We start from the raw sequence: 22,068 nt of genomic DNA on the forward strand, positions 1-22,068 counted from the left end.
AATAGGGCTATATTAGTATTGACCAAAACAGTCAATCAAAATTAGGAAGTGAGCAATTGAACGAAAATAATAAGCAAAATGATAAGCGAGAACGCATAATCAATGCGGCTTTAGAAGAATTCTCAATAAATGGTTATAAAAAAACTGCAATTGATGAAATTGTCGCAAAAGCAGAGGTTTCAAAAGGACTTATTTTTCACTACTTTGGAAACAAAAAGAAATTATACTTATCTTTATATCAATATTGTTATGATATGATGGCGACCTACTTTTTTGATAAGCTAGATACTACTAACACCGATTTTTTTCATCGTATTAAAAATGCCGAGCAAATTAAATTGGAACTGTTGCAGCAATATCCATTCTTCTTTCAGTTTTTAATGAAAGCATATTTTGAAACCCATACTGATGTAAAAGCAGACATTGACCGAATAAACAACAGCATAAGCCCTGAAGCAATCGCGAAAAGTTATAGTAATATTGACTATAGTAAATTAAAAGACAATATTTCTCCTGATATTTTGATGAAAATTATCAACTGGACATCATATGGCTATATGCAAGAGGTCTTTCAACGAGGAGAAACAGATATGCAAAAGATAATGGATGATTACAATGTCATTCTTGATATATTAATGGCTAATTTTTATAAGGAGGAATATCTATCATGAGCATGATTGAAATTTATAACCTAACTAAAGACTACGGCAACAATAAGGGCGTTTTTGATGTATCCTTTTCAATTGAAAAAGGCGAAGTATTCGGATTTCTAGGGCCAAACGGTGCGGGAAAAACAACAACCATTCGCCACCTGCTCGGATTTTTAAATGCTGATTCCGGAAGTTGCACCATTAACGGATTGAATTGCAGAACAAGTGCGCATACAATCCAAAAAAGTCTTGGATATCTACCAGGAGAAATGCCTACTGTAGATGATATGACAGGTACACAACTTGTAAAATTTATTGCAGAGCTTCGTGGATTGAATGATCTCAAGAAAGCAAATGAGTTAATGGAACGCTTTGAGCTAAATCCAAAAGGAAGAATCAAAAAAATGTCAAAAGGCATGAAGCAAAAAATCGGCATTGTATGCTCCTTTATGCATGATCCTGATATTCTAATTCTTGATGAACCAACCAGTGGGTTAGATCCATTGATGCAAAATCGCTTTGTTGAACTTATATTAGAAGAAAAGCAAAAAGGCAAAACCATTTTAATGTCTTCCCATATGTTTGAAGAGGTTGAACGAACTTGTGACCGTGTTGGTATTATTCGTGAAGGCAAGCTTGTTGCTATTGATGATATTGACACCTTAAAAGCAAGCAAACGCAAAAACTATGTTGTTTCTCTATCTACTCAACAAGAAGCACAAGCATTTTCACAAGAACCGCTTAATATAATATCAATTCATAATAATATTGTAACAGTATCATTACAAGGTGATATGTCTCCTTTTTTACAAGCAATGACAAAATATCAAGTTACCAATTTGGATGTTGCTAGCCAAAGCCTAGAAGAAGTCTTTATGAATTACTATGGAAATGGAGGACAAAAAAATGTTTAGTTTGCCTTTATTGAAACGTACGATTCGATCTAATTACATAGTATTTTTAATTTTTGCTGCAGTAATTACAATGTATTTTACTCTTATTGTCGGAATGTATAGCCCTGAAACACAAGAAACAATGCAAAAATTGATGGCTACTATGCCCAAAGAAATGATGTCTGCATTTGGCTTTGATTTTCAAGCGACCACGCTAATCGGATTTTTAGCATCTTACTTATATGGTTTTATTATGCTTATTTTCGTTATGGTATATGGAATTATCGTATCAAATCGTTTAATCGCAAAGCATGTTGATCGTGGTTCTATGGCTTATTTCTTATCCACACCAAATACACGTATCAAAATTGCCGTTACACAAGCAGCTTTTCTTTTAGCGAGTGTTACAATAATGGTATCATACGCAACTGTTTTAGGTATTATTTGCAGTGAAGCTACCTTCCCCGGTAAATTAGACATTCCTACTTTTGTCTATATGAACTTTGGTGTCTTACTACTGCATTTTGCGTTAACCGGAATTGGTTTCTTTGCATCATGCTTATTCAATGATACGAAAAACTCACTTGCAATTGGTGCAAGATTACCCATAGCTTTTTATATCATTCAGATGTTGGCAAATACGGGTGAAAAGCTGGAAAACTTTAAATATGCCTCTATTTTTACGCTGTTTAATCCAAATGACATTATTGCTGGTGCAGATGGAGTTGGAATCTGCTTTACGATACTTGGTAGTATAGCAGTTGTATTATATGGTGCTGGTATGTGGGTATTTCATAAAAGAGATTTACCGTTGTAAATTTGCTAGAAAGGAAAAGATTCAATGCATACGATTGAGCAGCTTACTCCTAAGGACTATTATAAATGTCAAAATATATGGGATATGAGCAAGCAGCCTCACGCACAAAAATGGATGAAACAAATGATTGACGGTAATCGTATCATATTTATCTATAAAATAAATGGTGAGTTTATAGGTGAAGGTGCATTAGTATTTGATACAGGCGATAGTGACTATACGATTCCCAACCGAAGAATTTATCTATCACGATTAGTAGTGAAAGATGAATACCGAAATCAAGGAATTGGTAGTAAAATTGTGGACTTTTTGACTCAGAAAGCTCGTGAGTTTGGTCTTTCAGAGATTGCCTTAGGCGTTGATACGGATAACCTTCCAGCAATCCATCTTTATCAGAAAAAAGGCTTTACTGATATTATTTTTGAAGGCGAAGATGAGTACGGACAGTACATGAAACTATTGAAGAAGCTATAAATATAAAAAGGTGTCCATCAAGGACACCTTTTTATATTCTCTATACTAGCAATAAATATACTACGATAACTGAAGCGACTAATTGCAAAATAGCAAATCTTGAAACGGTTTGCGTGTTTGACCAACCAATCGTTTTTCGCACATGGTCATGAATTGGCGTACGTGTATTTTTTAAAATATGAATCTTTAAAAAACGTAACAAAGCAACCTTAATTAAGCCTAATCCTCCATCAATGATAAACACAATACAAATTGGAATATATAAGAAAGGGCTACCTGTCTTTAATATTGCGATAGCAATAAACAAACCGATTGCACGTGAACCTGCGTCGCCCATCATAAGCTTACTTGGGTTTGCATTAAACCATAGATAAGCTAATATAGCTGCACATAAGATAAAGATAACATAATTAAAGGATTGCCCGTTTCCTTGAATAGAGTTTACAACTGAAATCGTTGCTAAAGATATAATAGCAATCGTTCCAGATAACCCGTCTACCCCATCTGTACAGTTTGTAACGTTAATAGATACCCAAATTAACACAACAGCCAGAATACCATATACAATAGGGTTAAACGTTATTGTTGTTCCAAAGAAGGCAAACGTAACATCGCTACCATTAAAATTAATAAACGTAATTGCCGTTACAACTGCGATTACAAAGTCTAGAAAGCCTTTAATATACTCTCCCCATGGCGTTTTTGCGCAATCATCCAAATAACCGGTTATCATTGCGGCAACAACCAATAACATATAAATAATTGTTTCTATACTAAACTTGCCAAACAATATTGTTACCACAGCAAATACAATGATAAAAACAAATCCGGCACCACGAGGTTTACCTTCAGATAATTTTCCATCATGGGCAAATTCTCTGCCTTGATCTTTTGGCAAGAAACCATTTCCTTTTTTTAGCACTAGAAATGTTACAAGAAAAGCCACAAGTATACCGGCTAACGCAACCCCATTAGCCCATGTGCTATCTAAAAACAAATTCAACATATTTTCACTACCTTTATTTTTGTCTATTTAGATTTCTTACCATATTATTGTTACAAATAAGAATCATCAATCATAAATTATATATCAGATACCCTTATTTTTCAAGTAATATCATAAATCAAAGCAAAAATGCCATTTAAAAAAAATACTTTTATGAATGACACTTTTGCTTTTTTATGATGGTTATATCTTTTTTTAATAATCGTATCAAAAATATGTAACACTACTATAGTAAACAAAATAATGTATTGTGTAGGTTATAACAATTTATTATCTGGTTTATTATATTTTTTTAGAAAACTCCAAAAGATAAAATCCTTTGGAGTTTCATATGAATGATATTATAGCGTTTTAATAGTTTTTTGCTACTACTTGGAAATATGCTTGTGGATGGTCACATACAGGGCACTTTTCAGGAGCACTTGTTCCTTCGTATGTATATCCGCAATTTGCACATTGCCAAACTTGCTTTTCTTCTTTTTTAAATACCTTTTCTTCTTCTAAGTTTTTAAGAAGTGTACGATATCTTTCTTCATGTTCTTTCTCAATCTTACCTACTGCTTCAAACAAATAAGCGATTTTTTCAAAGCCTTCTTCTTTTGCTTCTTTAGCGAAAGTAGCATACATGTCGGTCCACTCATAGTTTTCGCCATCTGCTGCATCCTTCAAATTCGTTGCAGTATCAGCAACACCATCATGCAATAATTTATACCAAATTTTCGCATGTTCTTTTTCATTGTTTGCAGTCTCTAAGAATAAAGCTGCAATTTGTTCAAAGCCTTCCTTTTTTGCCTTAGAAGCATAATAAGTATACTTATTTCTAGCTTGTGATTCTCCAGCAAAGGCTGTTAATAAATTTGCTTCTGTCTTTGTTCCTTTTAAATTACTCATACTGTTCCCTCACTTATTAATATAATATATTTTAACTATGACCGAATCTTTGAAAAAAGTCAAGCCTGTATGTTGAAATTAAAATTAATACATTGTAAAATATAAAGCAATACATAACCTAACAAGGAGTGATGAGATGAAAAACGTTATCATAATTGGAAATGGACCTGCTGGAATTTCCGCAGCGCTTTATACGATGCGTGCAAATATAAAGACTACTGTTATTGGCCGTGATTTAGGCGCATTACAAAAAGCAGACAAAATCGAGAATTATTATGGTTTTGCAGAACCTATCAGCGGTAAAGAGCTTGTAAATGCGGGTATTGCTGCTGCAAAACGCTTAGGATGCGAAATGATTACTGATGAGGTTGTATCCATTGGATTTGAAGAAAAACTAACTGTTATAACAAAAAACAAGCAATATCCTGCTGATGCAATTATACTCGCAACAGGCACTTCACGTAGTGCACCTAAAATACAAGGCATCAAAGAATATGAGGGCAAAGGTATTAGCTATTGTGCAGTGTGCGACGCATTCTTTTATCGTGGGAAAGATGTATGTGTACTAGGCAATGGTGATTATGCATTACATGAAGCACAAGAATTAGTGGCTGTTGCAAATTCAGTTACTATTCTTACGAATGGTGAAGAGCTTGCTACTACAATTCCATGCAATATTCAAGTAAACAAAAAGAAAATAAAGGCTTTTGAAGGTGAACAAACCATTCAAAATGTTTTATTTGAAGATGGTGAAACTTTAGCTACTTCCGGTATTTTTATTGCTGTAGGAGTTGCTTCTAGCAGCGATTTAGCAAAAAAATTGGGTGCACAAACCGAAGGTGTTACAATTACTGTAAACGAGAACATGGCAACTAACATTCCCGGTTTATATGCAGCCGGCGACTGTGTTGGTGGATTGCTGCAAATATCGAAAGCGGTTTCCGATGGTGCAAAAGCCGGTACACAAGTCATTAAATATATCAGAGGAAACTCCTAGTTTGTTTTCAATGACATTTATTGATTTATTTAGAATGAAATAAGCATAAAGCAAACAGCAGGGACTTTCCCTGCTGTTTGCTCAGTCTGAAGAAAAAGCCCGATTTTGGCGTAACCAAAGTCGGGCTTTTGAATATATGGTTGAAAATTTAAAAAAAGTGGAAAGGATACAAAAAGGAGAGTTCACCCTCCACTTATGTATTGCCAGCTTTTTAAGGTTCATGCACGCAAATTTAAGCCTAACCCAGTTTGTTACTTGGGCAAGACTTCGATAAGGTGTATAACGCATTGCGTATTTTTCTTTCGCATCAGCAAAAACTCGCTCAATCGTTTCTTTTCGCTGTGCATAAAGATCTTTGTATTTTATTGCATAACGAATATCTGAAACTTGCTCTAAGTACTCATGCCAAACATGAACTGTGTATTGTTTCTGGAATTCTTTACTTTCAGTGCATTTGTAACGAAACCCACAGATTTTACAGTCGTTTGGATTGCTTTTAAATTCTTTGTATCCTTCTCTATTCGTGGTGGAATAGTGTAAAACTTTATTGTTTGGACATACTACACAGTCAAAATATTCATCATATGAAAAATCATATTTCTTAAAAAAGCCTTGTTTTGTCATTGGTCTACGATATGGTACTAATAAATCTTTTCCATCATCTATAAGTCTTTTTGCAATATAGGGAGTATTGTAGGCACTATCTGCCACTATTGTTTGGATTTCGGGGTGGTTTTCTTTTAATTTATCATACAAATCATCGAATGCTACGCTGTCATGTACATTGCCTGCTGTTACATGAACATCTACAATGTAGCCTTTTTTGTCACAAGCTGTATGTGCTTCATAAGCAAGGCATTTCTTATGCTCTCCTTTATGAAATACACCGCTTTCAGGGTCAGTGGTTGATTCATTGATGATTTTTTCTTCTATTTTAGGTGGCTTTGTATCGTCAAATGGCTTTTTTTTATGTTCTTCTCTATCTTTATTGATTTCGTCCATTAGTTGTTTCTCATAATGTTTTGCTGCTACGGGGATTGATTTCTTTACAACCTTTTTTATATTTGCATTTGCTTTTATATGGGTTCCATCTACAAATACCACCTCTGGGTCAAGATATCCCATATCATTGATTTCATTCAATATCCAGTTGAAAATGCATGCAATAGTATTCTCGTTAAATCTATGTTTAAAGGCATAACTTATTGTTGTAAAGTGAGGTATTTGTTCTGTCATTAAATATCCTAAAAACCAACGATATGCACAGTTCATTTGTACTTCTTCTACCAATTTGCGCAACGAACTTATTCCATACAAATGTTGTATTAAGACCATTTTGATTAGTACTACTGGGTCTATGCTTGGTCTTCCATTATCTTTACAATACAAATCCTCTACGAAATCATATATATGACAGAAATCCACTGCACTATCTATTTTTCTAAGCAAATGTTCTGCTGGAATAAATTCTTCTAAGCACAAAAACTCTACTTGTGTTCGGTCTTTTTTAGCTTTAACTAACATTTAATCACCCTATTTAATTATACCATTTTTCGCGTCAAAAGTCCCCTAAATCATCAAATTTAGGGGACTTTTTCTACAAGCTGAGCAAACAGCAGGGACTTTCCCTGCTGTTTGCTTTTGTTAAATTTTATAATGAAAAATATTGTTTTTCTAATTTTAAAAAGTACAATCTAATACTTCCACATTGCTTATTAATCGCCCGTGAATAGAAACTTTATAAAAATCAAATACTAATGGAACAATTCAATGCATTTAAAATAGTAACCATGCTTTGCATTAGAAGAAATCACTTTAGTATATTGGTTCAGGAAACAATTTACACATTAAAAATGTTATAATTTATTAAAAAAATGTTGACAAAAAATATGTAATAGTATACAATTCATATGACAAATAAATTATAGTGTGTTACTGATTCAATCAGGCATAAACGTATTTAAGTAGCTCGGTTACTTAGTGTGTTTATGCCTTTTTTTATTTGGTTTAATATTTTGGAGGTTTTTTTATGAAACAATTTAAATTTGTTATTAAAGATGAAAACGGAATTCATGCACGTCCAGCAGGATTACTTGTTAAAAAAGCTGGTGAATTCAGTTCTAGCGTTATGATTCAAAAAGGCGAAAAATCAGCTGATGCAAAAAGACTATTCGCTGTTATGGGCTTAGCTGCTAAGAAAAATGATGAGTTGACTTTTACAATTGATGGTGAAGATGAAGAACAAGCTTTATCCGCTCTACAACAATTTTGTGATGAAAACTTATAATTAGGGGGCGTTAAGGTGATAATCTTAAAGGGAAAAGGTGTGTCTTCAGGAATTGCAATTGGCAAGATTCACTTTTGTCAACGTAAACAACACGTTATCAAACGTATTCACACAGAAGACAGCCAATCTCAAATTGTTCGGTTTGAACAAGCAAAAGAAAAAGCAATCACACAACTTCAAGCACTTTATGAAAAAGCTCTTCCCGAAGTTGGAGAAGCCAATGCTGCTATTTTTCAAATTCATCAAATGATGTTGGAAGATTTAGATTATGTTGATTCCGTTGTTAACATTATAAAAATGCAGCAAGTGAATACAGAATATGCTGTAGCAACAACCGCAGATAATTTTTCAAACATGTTTAGCCAAATGGATGATGAATATATGCAAGGCCGTGCAGCAGATGTCAAAGACGTATCAGACCGTTTGATTGACATTCTTATGAATAACAAACAAGCAGCAAATACCGACAATGAGCCGATGATTATCGCTGCAAATGATTTAGCTCCAAGCGAAACGGTTCAAATGGATAAAGCCAAGTTATTAGGATTTGTTACTATGGAAGGGTCCACATACTCCCATACAGCAATCATTGCTCGTACGATGAACATTCCTGCTGTAATCGGTGTCGGAACTGCTTTACAAGAAGAATATGATGGAAAACTGGCGGTTATTGATGGACAAACTGGCGATATCTTTATTGAACCGGATGAAGAAACACTTCGTTTATATGAAACCAAAAAGCAACAAAATTTGCAACATAAGCTTCTTTTAAATGAGTTAAAAGATAAAGAAAATATAACATTAGACGGTAAAAAGATTAAAATATATGCTAATATCGGAAGCCCTTCTGATGTCGGCGAAGTTTTAAAAAATGATGCCGGTGGTATAGGACTTTTCCGTAGCGAATTTTTATTTCTTGAAAAAAATGATTATCCTACAGAAGAAGAACAGTTTACTGCATATAAATCTGTAGCCGAAATCATGTCCGGAAAAACCGTAGTTATTCGTACACTTGATATTGGAGCAGACAAACAAGTGGATTATTTCAACATGGAGCACGAAGAAAATCCTGCAATGGGCTATCGTGCAATCCGAATCTGCTTAGACAGAATAGAGATATTCAAAACACAGCTCAGAGCATTATATCGTGCTTCTGCATATGGAAAAATTGCAATCATGTTTCCTATGATTATTTCTGTGGAAGAGGTTCAATCTATTAAAAGAATCGTTGAAGAAGTCAAAAGTGAATTAAAGCGAGATGGTATTTCTTTTGATGAAAATATCGCATTAGGTATTATGATAGAAACCCCTGCTGCCGCACTCATCAGTGATGATCTTGCAAAAATGGTGGACTTTTTCAGCATCGGTACAAACGATTTAAGCCAATATACTTTAGCGATTGACCGTCAAAATTGTAAATTAGAAACTTTATACAATGCACATCATAAAGCAATCTTACGACTGATTAAAATGGTCGCTGATAATGCTCATAAAAACGGAATTTGGGTAGGTATTTGTGGTGAGCTTGGTGCTGATGAATCATTAACAGAAACATTTTTAGCAATGGGCATTGATGAATTATCGGTTTCTCCAAATAAAGTTTTAAGCATTAGAAAAATAGTAAGGGAAACGAATGTTTCTTCTATCAAAGATCAAGCTTTAACTAACGTTTTATAACTATTTTGGATTTTATATAGCTGCCAACAACCATACGTTTATCCGTAACCAATTTTTACGCTTGACGAAAGGAATGGTCATAACAATGGAATATGTAGTTGAAAAATCGATTAACAATAATGTTGTTTTGGCAAAGAACAAAAAAAGCAATGAACAAGTCATTTTAATGTCAAAAGGAATTGGCTTTAATCGCAAAAGAAATGATATTGTTTCTGATGTTGGAGAAGAAAATCAAGTATTCATCCTATGGAATACAAATACAAAAATGAAGAATGTAAGCTATGACGAAAAAGAACTTGAAAGCGTAGTAGCTGAAATTTGCACTATCGCACAAGAGAAGCTAGGCATTCACAAGGATAATATCTATAAATCCCTATTTGATCATATACAGTTTCTTGTAGATCGAATTCAGTTTGGATTAACAATTGATAATCCATTCCAAAACGAAATTTCAATTCTTTATGCAAAAGAATATGAAGTAGCAAAACTAGGCGTGGAATTGTTAAACACAAAAATGGGAATCGACGTTGGCGAAGCTGAAATTGCTTTTATTACCCTACACTTAAACTCCTCTCTCAACAAGCACTCCATTAGTACTTCACTGGATCAGGTTCGCATTTATAGTAAAATAGCAAATCATGTGGAATCCTTATTGCATACGCATTCTATGTATGAGGAAACCGATATTCGTATTTTTTTGATGTCACTAAACCGAATAGTGAACGGAAAACCAAATGCCTTTCAACTAGACCATTCCCTTTTAGAATCCATTCAATCAAACATGGCCGACAGCTATAAAATTACAAAGCAAATAGTAGATATCATTAATCAAGAGCTCCAAATTATTTTGGACGAACATGCAATCGGATTTATTACGGTTGAAGTAGAACGTATTAAACAATTAAATCAAAAAAAAGAAGGTTAGATTATGTTTGGCTTATTTAAGAAAAAAGAAAATGAAGCCAGCGAGATTTTCGCAACACAAAACGGTACAGCAATTGCATTGACCGATGTACCTGATGAAGTGTTTTCCGAAAAGATGTTGGGCGACGGAATTGCAATCATTCCAACCAGTAACGAAGTGGTTTCACCCGTTAACGGAACAATCATCGATGTAACGGAAACACTTCACGCGTATTGTATTGCAACAGATGATGGACTGGAAATTTTAATTCATATCGGTGTTGATACGGTTGAATTAAAAGGCGAAGGCTTTGAAAGCTTCGTTAAGGCAAACGATAAGGTTAAAGTGGGCGATAAATTAGCTACTGTGGATCTTGATTTTATTAAGAGCAAAGGCTATCAAACACATACTCCTATCATCATTACAAACATGCAAGATATCAAAGAAATGAAAACAAATTTAGTTCAAACACAACAAGCCAAAACAGTTGTTATGACTTATAAAAAATAAGGTGGTTGACAAATATGAAAAATAATAAAACATTCAGCGTTTTGCAAAGAGTCGGAAGAGCATTCATGTTTCCGATTGCATTATTACCAATAGCAGGTTTGTTGCTCGGAATCGGTGCATCTTTTACAAATCCGACTATGATAGCAGCATATAACCTTCAATCTATTCTAGGCGAAGGCACATTTTTACATGTAGTTTTATCAATCATGAGCTCAACCGGTAACATTATTTTTGCAAATCTTCCTATCATATTTGCTATGGGTGTTGCACTAGGTATGGCAGAAAAAGAAAAAGCAGTTGCTACACTTTCTGCTGGTATTGCATATTTAGTAATGCATGCTACCATTTCTCAAATGCTAAGATTATCAGGTAAAATATTAGCAGATGGTTCTATTTCTCCAAACGTAGTACAAGGTAGTATTGCTGAAACAAACGGTATCCTATCCATGCAAATGGGTGTATTCGGCGGTATTATTGTTGGTCTTGGCGTAGCAGCGCTTCACAACCGCTTTTATAAAATCAAACTTCCTACCGTTATCTCTTTCTTTGGTGGAACACGTTTCATTCCAATTATCTCAACAGTTGTTTACATTTTAGTAGGCGTGTTAATGTACTTCATTTGGCCTATTATTCAAAACGGAATATATGCACTTGGCTCTCTTGTTGTAAACGCAGGATATGCTGGTACATTTATATATGGTATTATTGAAAGAGCATTGATTCCATTCGGCTTACATCACGTATTCTATTTACCATTCTGGCAAACAGGTGTTGGCGGTACAATGGTAATCGATGGAACAACGATATTTGGCGCACAAAACATCTTCTTTGCTCAACTTGCTTCTCCAAGTACAACTCACTTCAGCGTAGAGGCTGCTCGCTTTATGACAGGTAAATTCCCTATAATGATGTTTGGCTTACCTGGTGCAGCTCTTGCAATGTATCATAGTGCAAAATCAAACAAGAAAAAAATTGTTGGTGGTTTGCTTCTTTCAGCAGCACTTACCTCTTTCTTAACAGGTATTACAGAACCAATTGAATTTACATTCTTGTTTGTTGCCCCTGTATTATATGGAATTCACTGCGTATTTGCCGGTCTTTCCTTTATGTTAATGCACTTATTAAACGTTACAATCGGTATGACCTTCTCAGGCGGATTCATTGATTTCTTCTTGTTTGGTATTCTACAAGGAAGCGATAAAACCAATTGGTTGGTTGCAATTCCTGTTGGTATCGCTTACTTCATCATTTACTACTTCCTATTCAAGTTCTTAATTAAAAAGTTTAATTTCATCACTCCTGGTAAAGAAGATGATATGGAAGAGTCAAAACTATATACAAGAAAAGATTTAAATGAAGTAAAAGAGCGTGGTAATGTATCGCAACTGATTTTAGATGGTCTTGGCGGCATGGATAATATTAAAAACCTTGATTGCTGTGCTACAAGATTAAGAATTACTGTTTTGGATTCTTCCATTGTTGACGACAGCTTATTAAAGCAAAGTGGAGCTTCCGGAGTAATCAAAAAAGGTGATGGCGTTCAAGTAATTTATGGGCCACGTGTTACAGTTATCAAAAGTGAATTAGAAGACTATATAGATGAAAAACATGCAAAATAATATTAACCAACTTCTCAAACCTTAAATAAAAAAGTAACCGATGAACATCCTCACTTGTTCATCGGTTACTTTTTGTTTATTGAGTTAAAATATGTTGTCTTGCATTACTTACTTTATCAAATTGTATCATAGCTTATTACATATGGTATCTTGATTGAATCTAACAAATAAATCCTACATGAATAAAAAGTATTTGAATTGAAACAATTATTTTATATCTCACGAACTATTCACTAATCCTTCATTTTTATATGATAAGCTAACATTATAATGACAAAAGGAGCGTTTTACATGGATTGGTTTCGTAAGTTAATGACAGGTAGATATGGACCTGATACATTGGGAATTGCATTGACTATTATTGGTTTAGTCGTTTCTATGATAGGCACTATTACTGGATTGTTTTTCATCATGATTTTGTCTTACCTTATTATTGGTTGGGCATTGTTTCGTATGTTTTCAAAAAATATTACGAAGCGATATAAAGAAAATACTCTATTTTTAAGTATTTGGAATCCAGTAAAATATAAAACCCAAACAACAGTGAAGAATATGAGTGATACTAAAACTCATCGCCATTTCAAATGTCCAAATTGCAAGCAAAAAGTGCGTGTTCCAAAAGGCAGAGGTAAAGTTAACATTACCTGTCCAAATTGTAGAACGCAATTTATCAAAAAGACATAATAGTAGCCTCATTGTTTACGCAGTGGGGCTTTTTACAACGCTATACGTAAACGCACTTCAAAAACCCGTTGATTTTATTTTCTCACTTTGCTATACTTTTATTGATATATCTATATTGGGATTAACCGGAGTTATATCCGATTCCAAGAAAGGACAACTTTAACTATGCCAATCAGAATTATGGAAACATTGCCTGCTAAAACCACTCTGGAAAGTGAAAATATTTTCGTTATGACAGAAGATCGTGCAGAGCACCAAGATATACGACCATTAAGAATAGCAATATTAAATTTAATGCCTAAAAAAATCGAAACAGAAACCCAACTGCTTCGTTTATTAGGTAATACCCCTTTACAAGTAGAAATAGAATTGTTGCAAACGGCAACATATACGGCTAAAAACACCTCACCAGAGCATCTATTAAAATTTTATAAAACATTCGATGAGATTGCGCACTTAAAATTTGATGGACTTGTAATTACGGGTGCACCTGTTGAACAACTTGATTTTGAAGAAGTTGATTATTGGGATGAGCTAACTCGTATTATGGAATGGTCCAAAAAAAATGTATGCTCAACAATGCATATTTGTTGGGGTGCACAAGCCGGACTATACTATCACTATGGAATTCAAAAAAAACCTCTTCCCGAAAAAATGTTCGGTGTTTTCTCTCATGAAGTGATTACTCCCACTCATAAGCTAATGCGTGGATTTGACGAAACCTATTATGCACCACATTCTCGACATACCGCTTCTATAGAAAAAGAGATTGCAAACCATCCTGAGCTTGAAGTACTATCTCATTCAAATGAAGCAGGAACCAACATTATCGCCGCTAAAAACGGAAAGCAATTTTTTATTACCAGTCATTCCGAATATGATCGTGATACCCTTGCAAATGAATACTTTAGGGATATTGATAAAGGGCTGCCAATTGCTGTACCGAAAAACTATTTTCCAAATGATGATGCAGCCTTTCCTCCAGCATTTAAATGGCGCGCACATGCACATTTATTGTTCAGCAACTGGTTAAATTACTTTGTATATCAAGAAACTCCATTTGATTTGGAAGATGGTTTAAAGTAAATTTTGCATCACTTAATATAATAAAAAAGGATATCAATATGAACATCACCTATCAAAAAACATCTGCCGATACAATAGATGATATTGAGTTAATGTGTAAATGGGATAATGATGAGGAAATTCAATATTTCATCAGACCTAATTTTAACGAGCAGAATATTCCCCGTATCACCATAGAAGAAACTATAAAAAGTATGAAAGCGAATCAAAAGAAATCAGTATATATGATTCTGTGTGACAATATAAAAGTGGGCTATATCAGTATTCAAACTGATGTTCCCTATCTTTTCAAGCCCGACGATTCATCCGCATGGATTAGTATTTGCATTGGTGAAAAAGCTTATCAAAGAATGGGTATTGGTGAACGCGCAATGCAGTTTTTGGAAGAAAAATGCAAAGAATTATATTGTAATCGAATCGAATTAGGCGTATTTGAATATAATCTCAAGGCTCGCGCTTTTTATAAAAAAGTCGGATACCGAACAATAGGCGAAAACAAGAATTTTGTCTATTATAATGGCAAATGGCATAACGATATTCGAATGGAAAAAATGATATAACGACAAATTCAGTCAGATGCGTTCCCAGTTCAATCTGGGAACGCATCTGACTGAAGAAAAAGTGAATTTTAGTTTAATATCTGCAAGATATAAGTATTATTCTTGCGATTATGTATATTGGCCTATCCGCCCAAGCCTGACCATGCTTTTTGGCAATCGCCCCAAAAAGCATGGATAAAAAATGCTTTGTTTCTTAAAATTCCTCTAATATTCATTTTCTTCTTGCGCTTTGAGTTTTTCTACAAGCTACTGCGTTCCCAGTTCAAACTGGGAACGCATTTTTATTTGTTTCAATAATAATGATATAACCCCCCTGATTATATAGACCATAAATGCAGTTTATCCACTCAGCTTTATTCGCAGTTTTTGCAAGAGCTTTTTTTCTCTTCTCGAGACTTGCACTTGTGTCATTCCTAAAACTGCAGCAGTTTCCGATTGCGTTTTATTTTGATAATATCGCAACAAAATAAGCTGCTTATCTTGACTATCAAGTGTGTTAATTACTTCATTCAAGGAAATTGTATCGGCTATTCGATCATCTATTACATCAATTGGAACATCAAGCTGACTTTCACCGTCTTCGTCTTGCAGCGTCAATGACATAGGCGGTATACTTACATTAAGCGCTTCAACAACAGTTTCCATTGATACTTCAAGAATTTCAGCTAGCTCACTTAGGGTTGGCTCTCGTGAAAATTCTTTCATATATCGTTCCCGCTCTCGTATTGTTTTCATAGATAAATCCTTTAAACTCCGACTTACTTTTAGTGCACCGCCATCACGAAATAAACGCTTCATTTCGCCTAAAATAGCGGGAACGGCATATGTTGAAAACATGATACCCCGATTCTCATCAAAGCCATCAATCGCCTTTAACAACCCAACACATCCGGCACTAAACAAGTCATCATATTCAATAAATCTACCTCTAAAACGGTTGGCACAGCTATGAACGAGTCCTAAGTTCTTTTTCACAAATTCCTCTTTTTCAATTGCCGTTTTAACCATTTTGACACCGTGGCTCTAGCTTCTTCACTAAAACCACCGTTGTTCCTCGTCCTTCCTTTGAATATACTTTCACATTATCCATAAAGGATTGCATAACTGCAAAGCCAAGACCTGCTCTTTCTTCATTTTGAGCCGTTGTATATAAAGGTTCCATTGCTTTCTTAACATCGGGAATTCCGCAACCGACATCTCGAATTTTAATATAGACTTTATTGTCTTTTAAAATGCGTAGTGTAATATAAATTGAGCCAATTGTGTCTTTATAAGCATGAACAATACAATTGGTGACTGCTTCACTTACAGCAGTTTTAATGTCTGTTATTTCGTCTACTGTTGGATCCAGCTGTGCGAAAAACGCAGATACTGCAACTCTGGCAAAGCTTTCATTTGATGATTTGCTAGAGAGCGTTATTTTTACCTCGTTATGTACATTCATCTTTTTTACCTCCTACTACGTTAATTTTCAAATTCTGCTAATTTATCTAATCCCGCTAATTTCATGACTCGCTTAATATGAGAAGAGGAATTGGTAATTCTCACTTCACCACTCATACTGCGAACTAGCTTGTATCTGCCCATTACCAAACCTATTCCGCTGCTATCCATGAATGTGACATCTTTGAAATCCAACCGCAATATGCTTGGACGTACACGTTCCACACATGCGTCGATTTCTTCCCTAATTTCGCTTGCAGTGTGATGGTCAATATCACCTTGAATGTAAGCTGTGATTTGATCGTCTTGCGTTTCAAGTTTAACCATATTGATTCCTATCCTTTCTTTTTTACTCATACTCATTTCATTTATCATCACAGGTTTCATTGCAAAACAAGTGTATAGATGAAATGAATATAAAAATAAAAACTCCCTCTGATTGATACAAAAAGTATCAGAGGGAGTTTTCTAATTTATAATATTTTAAAATATTTTCCCTCTATCTAATATTATAAAAGAAAGAGGATGAAAATATTGTCATTTATTGGTATCTAGTCCAATTATTTATTGTTTTTCTCATATCACTTGCCATATAAAATGAACCACACACGATAATTGCAGAATTGTCGTCTGTAAATGTAAGTGCTTTTTGTAAAGCTTTGTCATAATCATCAATTGGTTCAACCTGATTGCAATATTGCTTTGCAACTTCCGCTAAAGCAACAAAATCAACTGCCCGCGGATTGTTGACGGGAACTGTTATTATCCATTCACAACGTGAGCCAATTTGCTCAACAGCACTTTGATAATCTTTGTCCTTCATCATGCCAACAATCGCTATCTTTTTATTCACTTGCAGCTTGTCTAACGTTTCTACAAGTGATAAAACAGCTTGCTTATTATGTGCACCATCTACAATGATTAACGGCTTTTCGCTCATTCGCTCAAATCGTGCCGGAAAAGTGGTAAGCTGTAAACCTTTTTTGATACACTCAAGCGTAATTGGATAGCCTTTTCTTTGCAAAATTTTCATAGCTTCAATTACTGCTACTGCATTGTAAATCTGATGTGTTCCGGCTAGCTGAATGGAATAAGCTTCTTTATCATATATAAACTCTGAACCAAAGATATTACTTTTTATAATAGTAACAGCGTTTGCATTTGGTAAAATTAAAGTAGATTGTGTTAATGCACAACGCTCTAAAAATACAGCAACTGCATCAACTTCTTGTAACGGATAAGTGACTACATCCGTTTTTTCCTTTATGATACCTGCTTTTTCACTTGCTATCTTTTCAATGGTATCGCCCAAAATATCAACATGATCCAATGAAATAGAAGTAATGATTGCTACTTCAGGTGTATCAATTACGTTGGTAGCATCAAAACGACCGCCAAGACCAACTTCTAAACATACAATATCACATTGATTCTGACAGAAAAACTGCATTGCGATGGCTGTAATCGCTTCGAATTCAGTTACTTGCATTCCCTGCTTGCTCATTTGCTTTACAATAGGGTCAATCATCTCAACCAAACAGCGAAATTCTTCTTCTGCAATCATTTCATTGTTTATTTGAAACCGTTCTCTAAAGTCAACAACGAATGGTGATATATATGTTCCAACCTTTAGCCCTGCATTTCGCAATATTTGAGTAGAAAACTGAGCAGTAGAGCCTTTCCCATTTGTTCCTGCTATATGCACAAATTTTAATTTTTCATGTGGGTTACCCATTAACTCTAATAGCTTTGCCATACGCTCTAATCCTAATTGTGAGCCAAATCGAGTAAAGCTGTGTATATAATTTACGGATTCTTGATAATTCAAGAAGGTCCCTCCTATTTTATTAAAATCATTCTTAATACGTTGAAAATATCGTATCCTTCAGCAGTTAATTATAGCATAATGTGATTATGGATACAATGTAAGTAACAAACTAAAATAAGTAAAAATATTTTTGAAAAAGCTATTGACAAAACTTTGAAACAGTTGTATTATTGTATCAAGTCATTAGTACAATAACACAAATAGAAAAGAGGACTATCAATGAATTGGAATTTAACCTCAGATCGTCCAATCTATGCTCAGTTAATAGAACAAATAACCCAAAGCATAGTTTCAGGGGAATTTCGAGCTGGCGAAAAACTACCATCTGTAAGGGATTTAGCGCAAGAAGCAGCCGTTAATCCAAATACAATGCAAAAAGCATTAGCTGAATTAGAGCGAAACGGTCTAGTTTACACACAGCGAACGGCTGGAAGATTTATAACGGAGGACAATGCAATGCTTGAAAAAGTTAAAACACAACTAGCTACTGAGCAAATTCAAATGTTCTTTGAGAAAATGAATCAACTTGGATTTTCAAAAGAACAAACTATTACTTTAATCAAAAATACAGCGGAGGGGAACTAACTATGCTAGAAACTGTAGAAAATCCAATTTTACAATGCCGCAACTTAACAAAACGTTATGGTGCAAGTCTTGCGCTGAATGCAATTAACCTAACCATACCAAGAGGAAAAATTGTTGGACTGCTTGGCGCCAACGGTAGCGGTAAAACAACTTTAATGAAATTAGCAAGCGGTATTTTAACTCCAACAAGTGGAGAAATTATTGTTTGTGGTCAACAAACAAATCTACAAACAAAAACTCAAGTTTCTTATCTTCCTGATAAAAACTATTTACCGGATTGGATGAAAGTTGCCGATATCATTGATTATTTTGGCGATTTCTATCAAAACTTTGATAAATCAAAAGCTTTTGATATGTTACGCCGCCTTGGAATCAGCGAAAGAGATCGATTAAAACACCTTTCAAAAGGTAACAAAGAAAAGGTGCAGTTAATATTAGTAATGAGCCGTAATGCAGAGCTTTATTTATTGGATGAACCAATTGGTGGCGTTGACCCAGCAGTTCGTGATTACATCTTAAATACAATTATTTCAAACTACAGCGAAAACGCAACTGTTTTAATTTCAACACATTTAATTGCTGATGTTGAAAAAATACTCGACGAAGTAAACTTTATTGCAAACGGTCAATTAGTTTTATCATCCTCCGTTGATGATATTCGTGAAAATCAAGGCAAATCAGTTGACGTTTTATTTAGGGAGGTATTCAGATGTTAGGTAAACTTTTTAAATATGAAATGAAAGCAACAGCAAGATTTTATTTGCCTATGCTTCCTGTTATTTTATTCTTAGCAATAATAAATAAAATGCTATTTATTTTCTTACCAGATAATCCTATCATAAATGCTATTCGTTTTATTTCTGTATCAGCACAAGTTCTTTTAATATTCGCAGCATTTATCATTTCCTTCATAATTATGATTCAACGTTTCTATAAGAGCCTACTTGGTGAAGAAGGCTACTTAAGCTTTACGCTACCGGTTTCTGCAACAAATCATATTGTGAATAAACTATTGGTTTCTTGCATATGGACTATTGTAACTTTTATAGTATGTGCGGTTTCTGTATTTTTGTTAATACCGGATTATAGTTGGATATCAACATTTTTTGGTGAATTCTCAACCCTACGTTCCCAGTTTGAAACCATACTTCATATTAACTTTTGGTTTTTTGCTATCGAAATCGTTTTTGCTGCACTAATTGCTATCCTTTCAAGTACTTTAATGATTTATGCTTCTTTATGTTTAGGCCATTTAGCAAAAAGTAATCGTATTTTAGTATCATTTGGTGCATTTTTTGTACTATCCACTATCTCTCAAGCAATATCAACTATAGTTTTATCAATACTAGGATACAGCTTTTTTGAAGCCAGTAGCACACTAGAAGCAGGAACAATATCCACCCTGCTTCTAACACAAATCGGTATTGGTTTGGTTCTTTCTGTTGCTTACTTTATTGTATCAAATATTATTCTATCCAAGCACTTAAATCTTGAATAACTTTATCAACTATAGTATAACAAATAAACGATTCTATCACCAGGAGGTCAATTCTTGAAATATGTAAAACAAATTCCTAAAACAGATTTTACATTATCCAATGCATTGCAAATAGTTGGATGGAAACGAATAAAAGAACCTAAAAATGTATTGATTGCAACACTTATCTCCATTCCTATTTTGCTTGTTAATGCGTTTCTCACAGGAGGATTGTTTTATATTCTTTTTCCACAAGTAAAAGAACTATTTCGAATTACCTCTTTCTCTTTTACAATATCCATACTTGACATTGTAGTTTACTGTACTGCCAGTGTTGTTGTGCTTACTGTTCATGAATTTTTTCACGCAATATGGATACCCCATTTCATTCAATCGGATAAAACCGTTTGGGGTATAACGCTTCTGGGCGGATTTGTAGCTACAACTGAAAAATTATCGAAAGCAAGATTTATTGTAATATCGTTGTTCCCATTTTTCGCTTTATCTATCTTACTACCCGTTATATTAAGTTTGTTTAATCTATATCATCCGCTCTTTCTGTTTATTTGTATTTTGAATGCAATGGGATCTTGTGTAGACATATTAAACCTCATTCTCATTGCTTTTCAAGTACCTCGTAAAGCTGCTATTATCAATAATGGATTTGAGACATACTATAAATAATTATCGTATTGGAGGGCACTATGAATACTGTTGTTGTATATCAGTCAAAAACTGGATTCACTAAAACATATGCCGAATGGATAGCAAAAGAGCTCAATTGCGATTTAAAGGAAAATGTAAACTTAACGGTAAAAGATATTATAAATTATGACACCATTATCTATGGTGGTGGACTTTATGCAGTTAGTGTATGTGGAATTGGTTTAATTAAGAAAAACTTTGAAACTTTAAAAGAAAAGAATTTAATTGTGTGGGCAACAGGCTGTAGTCCTGGGCACAAGGAAGAAATGCAACAATTATGGGCACATAATTTTACCCAAGAACAACTTTCTCATATCAAAACATTTTATTTACGAGGCGGATTTAACTATCAATCACTTTCAAAAGAATATAAAATTTTGATGGGTATGTTAAAAATGAAATTAAAAGCAACCAAAAACCGCACTCAAGATGAAAACGATTTATTAAAAGCCTATGAAGAACCTCAAGATTATCGCACAATCAGTAATATTTATCCTCTAATTGAACACGTAAAAACCTTACATTGATATATACTATCATAAATTACTATATTGGAGTCTTTGCTATGAAACGAAAACTACTGTTAATCTTCTTCTGCTTTTTCATTACATTATCTTTTACCGCTTGCAATAGTTATAATATTAAAGTGAATGCATTTACAAACAACAACAATTCTTCTTGGACTATGAGGTATGGCTATTTTAGCGGAAAGGAAACAAAGAAATTAAAAATTAATGGTATGGAAACCGCTACTGTTGATGTTGATGTTACTTCAGCCAAAGGTGAACTTGATATTACAATTATTGATGATGATGGTAAAATTCATTACAAAGGAACTAATATTCCGACTTCTACCTTTTCGGTTCAGTTAGAAAAACCAAGTAATTATCGCATTCAAGTGAACGCAAAAAAGGCAGAAGGTAGCTTTTCTTTTAAATGGGATATCAAATAATGATTTTCGCCAACAAGTAACAC

At 34.1% G+C, this 22,068-nt stretch carries 25 protein-coding genes and 1 pseudogene; 19 read left to right on the top strand and 7 right to left on the bottom strand.

Features of this window, described 5'->3' with window-relative positions:
• Positions 1-56 precede the first annotated feature (56 nt).
• From RBG61_RS04720 to RBG61_RS04735, 4 genes are read left to right on the top strand one after another with little or no spacing between them, the layout of a single operon-like run.
• On the top strand, positions 57-671 hold the full coding sequence (locus tag RBG61_RS04720) for a TetR/AcrR family transcriptional regulator (RefSeq protein ID WP_307946223.1): 615 nt from the start codon (positions 57-59) through the stop codon (positions 669-671).
• Entirely contained in the window at positions 668-1,564 is an 897-nt protein-coding gene (locus tag RBG61_RS04725; protein ID WP_307946225.1) for an ABC transporter ATP-binding protein, read from the top strand. Before RBG61_RS04720 ends, RBG61_RS04725 begins: the two co-directional genes overlap by 4 nt.
• Positions 1,557-2,360, top strand: coding sequence for an ABC transporter permease subunit (locus tag RBG61_RS04730; RefSeq protein WP_307946227.1), 804 nt, complete (start codon positions 1,557-1,559; stop codon positions 2,358-2,360). The genes RBG61_RS04725 and RBG61_RS04730 overlap by 8 nt, the downstream gene beginning before the upstream one ends.
• 24 nt (positions 2,361-2,384) lie before the next feature.
• Positions 2,385-2,834 (top strand): GNAT family N-acetyltransferase, encoded by a 450-nt coding sequence (locus RBG61_RS04735; RefSeq protein ID WP_307946229.1) that lies wholly within the window; start codon positions 2,385-2,387, stop codon positions 2,832-2,834.
• 40 nt (positions 2,835-2,874) lie between these two features.
• On the opposite strand, the gene RBG61_RS04740 is transcribed toward RBG61_RS04735, so the two are convergent.
• Positions 2,875-3,840: a phospho-N-acetylmuramoyl-pentapeptide-transferase gene (locus tag RBG61_RS04740; RefSeq protein ID WP_307946230.1), complete on the bottom strand. Its 966-nt coding sequence runs from the start codon at positions 3,838-3,840 to the stop codon at positions 2,875-2,877.
• A gap of 351 nt (positions 3,841-4,191) precedes the next feature.
• Positions 4,192-4,731 (bottom strand): rubrerythrin, encoded by a 540-nt coding sequence (rbr, locus tag RBG61_RS04745; protein ID WP_307946231.1) that lies wholly within the window; start codon positions 4,729-4,731, stop codon positions 4,192-4,194.
• A gap of 136 nt (positions 4,732-4,867) precedes the next feature.
• Here rbr and RBG61_RS04750 point away from each other — a divergent pair, with 136 nt between their 5' ends.
• Positions 4,868-5,728, top strand: coding sequence for an NAD(P)/FAD-dependent oxidoreductase (locus RBG61_RS04750; protein ID WP_307946232.1), 861 nt, complete (start codon positions 4,868-4,870; stop codon positions 5,726-5,728).
• Positions 5,729-5,809: 81 nt separating this feature from the next.
• Here RBG61_RS04750 and RBG61_RS04755 read toward each other — a convergent pair whose 3' ends face one another.
• Positions 5,810-7,252 (bottom strand): IS1182 family transposase, encoded by a 1,443-nt coding sequence (locus RBG61_RS04755; protein ID WP_307946234.1) that lies wholly within the window; start codon positions 7,250-7,252, stop codon positions 5,810-5,812.
• 505 nt (positions 7,253-7,757) lie between these two features.
• On the opposite strand from RBG61_RS04755, the gene RBG61_RS04760 reads away from it, so the two are divergent.
• The 8 genes and pseudogenes from RBG61_RS04760 to RBG61_RS04795 all read left to right on the top strand — a co-directional run bounded on the left by RBG61_RS04760 (position 7,758) and on the right by RBG61_RS04795 (position 15,055).
• A complete protein-coding gene (locus RBG61_RS04760; RefSeq protein ID WP_307946236.1) occupies positions 7,758-8,015 on the top strand; it encodes an HPr family phosphocarrier protein in 258 nt (85 codons plus the stop codon).
• 15 nt (positions 8,016-8,030) lie between these two features.
• Positions 8,031-9,692, top strand: coding sequence for a phosphoenolpyruvate--protein phosphotransferase (gene ptsP, locus RBG61_RS04765; protein WP_307946238.1), 1,662 nt, complete (start codon positions 8,031-8,033; stop codon positions 9,690-9,692).
• Between the two features lie 85 nt (positions 9,693-9,777).
• On the top strand, positions 9,778-10,617 hold the full coding sequence (locus RBG61_RS04770) for a PRD domain-containing protein (protein WP_307946240.1): 840 nt from the start codon (positions 9,778-9,780) through the stop codon (positions 10,615-10,617).
• A 3-nt stretch (positions 10,618-10,620) separates the two neighbouring features.
• Positions 10,621-11,106, top strand: a complete 486-nt coding sequence (locus tag RBG61_RS04775; protein ID WP_307946242.1) for a PTS sugar transporter subunit IIA — start codon at positions 10,621-10,623, stop codon at positions 11,104-11,106.
• A gap of 14 nt (positions 11,107-11,120) precedes the next feature.
• Positions 11,121-12,707: pseudogene (locus RBG61_RS04780) on the top strand (PTS transporter subunit EIIC); the annotation flags it as partial.
• Between the two features lie 309 nt (positions 12,708-13,016).
• Positions 13,017-13,409, top strand: a complete 393-nt coding sequence (locus RBG61_RS04785; protein WP_307946244.1) for a hypothetical protein — start codon at positions 13,017-13,019, stop codon at positions 13,407-13,409.
• Positions 13,410-13,574: 165 nt separating this feature from the next.
• Positions 13,575-14,495 carry a homoserine O-acetyltransferase MetA gene (gene metA / locus RBG61_RS04790; protein ID WP_307946246.1) on the top strand — a complete coding sequence of 307 codons (921 nt, stop codon included), beginning with the start codon at positions 13,575-13,577 and terminating at the stop codon, positions 14,493-14,495.
• 38 nt (positions 14,496-14,533) lie between these two features.
• On the top strand, positions 14,534-15,055 hold the full coding sequence (locus tag RBG61_RS04795; protein WP_307946248.1) for a GNAT family N-acetyltransferase: 522 nt from the start codon (positions 14,534-14,536) through the stop codon (positions 15,053-15,055).
• A gap of 339 nt (positions 15,056-15,394) precedes the next feature.
• On the opposite strand, the gene RBG61_RS04800 is transcribed toward RBG61_RS04795, so the two are convergent.
• From RBG61_RS04800 to RBG61_RS04815, 4 genes are all read right to left on the bottom strand, one after another.
• On the bottom strand, positions 15,395-16,030 hold the full coding sequence (locus RBG61_RS04800) for a sigma-70 family RNA polymerase sigma factor (RefSeq protein WP_307946249.1): 636 nt from the start codon (positions 16,028-16,030) through the stop codon (positions 15,395-15,397).
• Between the two features lie 25 nt (positions 16,031-16,055).
• Complete coding sequence (gene spoIIAB, locus RBG61_RS04805; RefSeq protein WP_307946251.1) at positions 16,056-16,499, bottom strand: anti-sigma F factor; 444 nt, start codon at positions 16,497-16,499, stop codon at positions 16,056-16,058.
• A 20-nt stretch (positions 16,500-16,519) separates the two neighbouring features.
• Complete coding sequence (locus tag RBG61_RS04810; protein ID WP_307946253.1) at positions 16,520-16,855, bottom strand: STAS domain-containing protein; 336 nt, start codon at positions 16,853-16,855, stop codon at positions 16,520-16,522.
• Positions 16,856-17,039: 184 nt separating this feature from the next.
• Positions 17,040-18,326: a bifunctional folylpolyglutamate synthase/dihydrofolate synthase gene (locus tag RBG61_RS04815; RefSeq protein WP_307946254.1), complete on the bottom strand. Its 1,287-nt coding sequence runs from the start codon at positions 18,324-18,326 to the stop codon at positions 17,040-17,042.
• 219 nt (positions 18,327-18,545) lie between these two features.
• On the opposite strand from RBG61_RS04815, the gene RBG61_RS04820 reads away from it, so the two are divergent.
• The 6 genes from RBG61_RS04820 to RBG61_RS04845 are packed head-to-tail and all read left to right on the top strand — an operon-like array spanning position 18,546 to position 22,045.
• Positions 18,546-18,911 carry a GntR family transcriptional regulator gene (locus RBG61_RS04820; protein ID WP_307946256.1) on the top strand — a complete coding sequence of 122 codons (366 nt, stop codon included), beginning with the start codon at positions 18,546-18,548 and terminating at the stop codon, positions 18,909-18,911.
• A 2-nt stretch (positions 18,912-18,913) separates the two neighbouring features.
• A complete protein-coding gene (locus tag RBG61_RS04825) occupies positions 18,914-19,627 on the top strand; it encodes an ABC transporter ATP-binding protein (RefSeq protein WP_307946257.1) in 714 nt (237 codons plus the stop codon).
• A complete protein-coding gene (locus RBG61_RS04830; protein WP_307946259.1) occupies positions 19,621-20,409 on the top strand; it encodes a hypothetical protein in 789 nt (262 codons plus the stop codon). Before RBG61_RS04825 ends, RBG61_RS04830 begins: the two co-directional genes overlap by 7 nt.
• Positions 20,410-20,463: 54 nt before the next feature.
• Entirely contained in the window at positions 20,464-21,072 is a 609-nt protein-coding gene (locus tag RBG61_RS04835) for a DUF3267 domain-containing protein (RefSeq protein ID WP_307946261.1), read from the top strand.
• Positions 21,073-21,092: 20 nt separating this feature from the next.
• Entirely contained in the window at positions 21,093-21,620 is a 528-nt protein-coding gene (locus RBG61_RS04840) for a flavodoxin domain-containing protein (RefSeq protein ID WP_307946263.1), read from the top strand.
• Positions 21,621-21,658: 38 nt separating this feature from the next.
• Positions 21,659-22,045, top strand: coding sequence for a hypothetical protein (locus RBG61_RS04845; protein ID WP_307946265.1), 387 nt, complete (start codon positions 21,659-21,661; stop codon positions 22,043-22,045).
• Positions 22,046-22,068: the final 23 nt, after the last annotated feature.

Source organism: Paludicola sp. MB14-C6, from assembly GCF_030908625.1.
Lineage (GTDB): Bacteria > Bacillota > Clostridia > Oscillospirales > Ruminococcaceae > Paludihabitans.

Coding starts and splice junctions, on each gene's coding strand:
- RBG61_RS04820 (WP_307946256.1), top strand. CDS start 18,546: ATGAATTGGAATTTAACCTCAGATCGTCCAATCTATGCTCAGTTAATA.
- RBG61_RS04830 (WP_307946259.1), top strand. CDS start 19,621: ATGTTAGGTAAACTTTTTAAATATGAAATGAAAGCAACAGCAAGATTT.
- RBG61_RS04810 (WP_307946253.1), bottom strand. CDS start 16,855: ATGAGTAAAAAAGAAAGGATAGGAATCAATATGGTTAAACTTGAAACG.
- RBG61_RS04730 (WP_307946227.1), top strand. CDS start 1,557: ATGTTTAGTTTGCCTTTATTGAAACGTACGATTCGATCTAATTACATA.
- RBG61_RS04775 (WP_307946242.1), top strand. CDS start 10,621: ATGTTTGGCTTATTTAAGAAAAAAGAAAATGAAGCCAGCGAGATTTTC.
- RBG61_RS04735 (WP_307946229.1), top strand. CDS start 2,385: ATGCATACGATTGAGCAGCTTACTCCTAAGGACTATTATAAATGTCAA.
- metA (WP_307946246.1), top strand. CDS start 13,575: ATGCCAATCAGAATTATGGAAACATTGCCTGCTAAAACCACTCTGGAA.
- spoIIAB (WP_307946251.1), bottom strand. CDS start 16,499: ATGAATGTACATAACGAGGTAAAAATAACGCTCTCTAGCAAATCATCA.
- RBG61_RS04770 (WP_307946240.1), top strand. CDS start 9,778: ATGGAATATGTAGTTGAAAAATCGATTAACAATAATGTTGTTTTGGCA.
- RBG61_RS04750 (WP_307946232.1), top strand. CDS start 4,868: ATGAAAAACGTTATCATAATTGGAAATGGACCTGCTGGAATTTCCGCA.
- RBG61_RS04825 (WP_307946257.1), top strand. CDS start 18,914: ATGCTAGAAACTGTAGAAAATCCAATTTTACAATGCCGCAACTTAACA.
- rbr (WP_307946231.1), bottom strand. CDS start 4,731: ATGAGTAATTTAAAAGGAACAAAGACAGAAGCAAATTTATTAACAGCC.
- RBG61_RS04840 (WP_307946263.1), top strand. CDS start 21,093: ATGAATACTGTTGTTGTATATCAGTCAAAAACTGGATTCACTAAAACA.
- RBG61_RS04845 (WP_307946265.1), top strand. CDS start 21,659: ATGAAACGAAAACTACTGTTAATCTTCTTCTGCTTTTTCATTACATTA.
- RBG61_RS04785 (WP_307946244.1), top strand. CDS start 13,017: ATGGATTGGTTTCGTAAGTTAATGACAGGTAGATATGGACCTGATACA.
- RBG61_RS04755 (WP_307946234.1), bottom strand. CDS start 7,252: ATGTTAGTTAAAGCTAAAAAAGACCGAACACAAGTAGAGTTTTTGTGC.
- RBG61_RS04740 (WP_307946230.1), bottom strand. CDS start 3,840: ATGTTGAATTTGTTTTTAGATAGCACATGGGCTAATGGGGTTGCGTTA.
- RBG61_RS04795 (WP_307946248.1), top strand. CDS start 14,534: ATGAACATCACCTATCAAAAAACATCTGCCGATACAATAGATGATATT.
- RBG61_RS04760 (WP_307946236.1), top strand. CDS start 7,758: ATGAAACAATTTAAATTTGTTATTAAAGATGAAAACGGAATTCATGCA.
- RBG61_RS04725 (WP_307946225.1), top strand. CDS start 668: ATGAGCATGATTGAAATTTATAACCTAACTAAAGACTACGGCAACAAT.